Annotated in this window: 1 protein-coding gene and 1 pseudogene; both read right to left on the bottom strand. The window is 65.3% G+C overall.

Annotated features, from left to right (window positions below; translation table 11 throughout):
• Window positions 1-63: 63 nt before the first annotated feature.
• Window positions 64-1881: a translational GTPase TypA gene (typA, locus tag ACOSYY_RS18890; RefSeq protein ID WP_421664435.1), complete on the bottom strand. Its 1818-nt coding sequence runs from the start codon at window positions 1879-1881 to the stop codon at window positions 64-66.
• Between the two features lie 69 nt (window positions 1882-1950).
• Window positions 1951-2184: pseudogene (locus ACOSYY_RS18885) on the bottom strand (stress response kinase A); the annotation flags it as partial.

The following is a 2184-nucleotide window of genomic DNA, read 5'->3' as shown; positions in this document are numbered from 1 at the left end:
GGTGAAAACATTCGAACATTCGCCCAACCCGGCGAATGTTCGAATGTTTTCACCCGGTACCCGTTACCCGACGGCGCGCTCGGCGCGCTTGCGATCGCCTTCCGAGAGGTGGCGCTTGCGCAGGCGGATGTTCTTCGGCGTGACCTCGACGAGCTCGTCGTCGCCGATGTATTCCATCGCCTGCTCGAGCGACATGCGGATCGGCGGCGTCAGGAGGACATTCTCGTCCTTGCTCTGCGTGCGGATGTTCGTGAGCTTCTTGCCTTTCAGCGGATTCACGACCATGTCGCCTTCGCGGCTCGTCTCACCGACGATCTGGCCCTCGTAGACGAGATCGCCCGGCCCGACGAAGAGCGTGCCGCGTTCCTGGAGGTTGAAAAGCGCGTAAGCCAGCACCGGGCCGCGGCCGTTGGAGATCATCACGCCGGCCGAGCGCTCGGCGAGCGCGCGGTCGACCACGGGTCCGAAGTGATCGAACACGTGGTACATGAGGCCCGTGCCGCTCGTCATCGTGCGAAAGTCCGTCTGGAACCCGATCATCCCGCGCGACGGGATCTTGTAGTCGAGGCGGACCCGGCCCTTGCCGTCCGGCACCATGTCCGTGAGCTCGGCGCCGCGGGCGCCGAGTGCCTCCATGACGGCGCCTTGTGCGGTCGACTCCACGTCGACCGTCAACTGCTCCCAGGGCTCGAGTCGCTGCCCGCCCTCTTCCTTCACGACCACGCGCGGTCGCGACACGGCGAGTTCGTACCCTTCGCGGCGCATGTTCTCGATCAGGATGCCGAGATGCAGCTCTCCGCGGCCGTAGACGGTGAACCGGTCCGGGTCGTCCGTCTCCTCGACCCGAAGCGCCACGTTCGAGAGCGTCTCGCGCAGCAGCCGCTCGCGCAGCTGCCGGCTCGTCACGAACTTGCCTTCCTGGCCGAAGAGCGGCGACGTATTCGTCTCGAACGTCATGCTGATCGTCGGCTCATCGACCACGAGCGCAGGCAGCGCCTCGACCGTCGCCGGGTCGCAGAGCGTGTCGGAGATCTTCGGCGCCTCGAGGCCAGAAAAGGCGATGATGTCCCCGGCCCTCGCCTCCTCGACCTCGACGCGCTCCAGGCCCATGAACCCGAAGACCTGGCCAATTCGCTCCTGGCGAACATTGCCGTCACGGTCGACCACCGCGACCGGCATGGCGCGGCGCAGCGTCCCCCGGCGGATGCGCCCGATGCCGATCGATCCGACATAGCTCGAGTAGTCGAGCTGGCTGACCTGCAATTGCAGCGGGCCGTCCACGTCCACATCCGGCGCCGGGCAGCGCGCGACGATGGTTTCGAACAGGGGCGTCATGTCCGCCGTCATCGCATTGGGCGCGTAGCCGGCGATGCCCTGCAGTGCGGACGTATAGACGATCGGAAAATCCAGTTGCCGTTCGCTGGCACCGAGGCGATCGAACAGGTCGAAAGTCTGGTTCACGACCCAGTCCGGCCGCGCTTCGGGCCGGTCAACCTTGTTCACCACGACGATCGGCGCCAGGTCGTGCGCGAACGCCTTCTGAGTGACGAATCGCGTCTGCGGCATCGGACCGTCGACCGCGTCGACGAGGAGCAGCACGCAATCAACCATGGACAGCACACGTTCGACTTCGCCACCGAAGTCGGCGTGTCCGGGCGTGTCCACGATATTGATCCGGAACTCGCGCCACTGGATCGCCGTGTTCTTCGCGAGGATCGTGATGCCGCGCTCGCGCTCGAGCGCGTTCGAGTCCATCACGCGCTCGGTCATGGGCTTGCGCGCATCGAGCGTCCCCGACTGGCGCAGCAGCTTGTCCACGAGCGTGGTCTTGCCGTGGTCGACGTGCGCGATGATCGCGATGTTGCGGAGGTTCTGAATCATAAAAAGCCGCGCATTGTACGCTGGCAGGCGTCTGGAATCTACGTCAGCAAAGCGCGCTAACCGATTGATTCAATAGTCTTCTGATGCCAGGGCACCGAGCTGCTCCTCGAGCTCGGCGACGTGGCGCTCCCAGTAGCGCGCTTCACCGAACCAGGGAAACGCCTGTGGGAATGCCGGATCGTGCCAGCGCCGCGCGAGCCAGGCGGCGTAATGCACCATGCGCAGCGCCCGGAGCGCCTCGATGAGCGTCGCCTCGATCGGGTCGAACTCGGAGAATTTCGAGTAACCCTCGAGGATCTCGCC

The organism is Nitrospira sp. BLG_2 (assembly GCF_049222245.1).
This window is presented reverse-complemented; position numbering and strand designations above follow the sequence as displayed.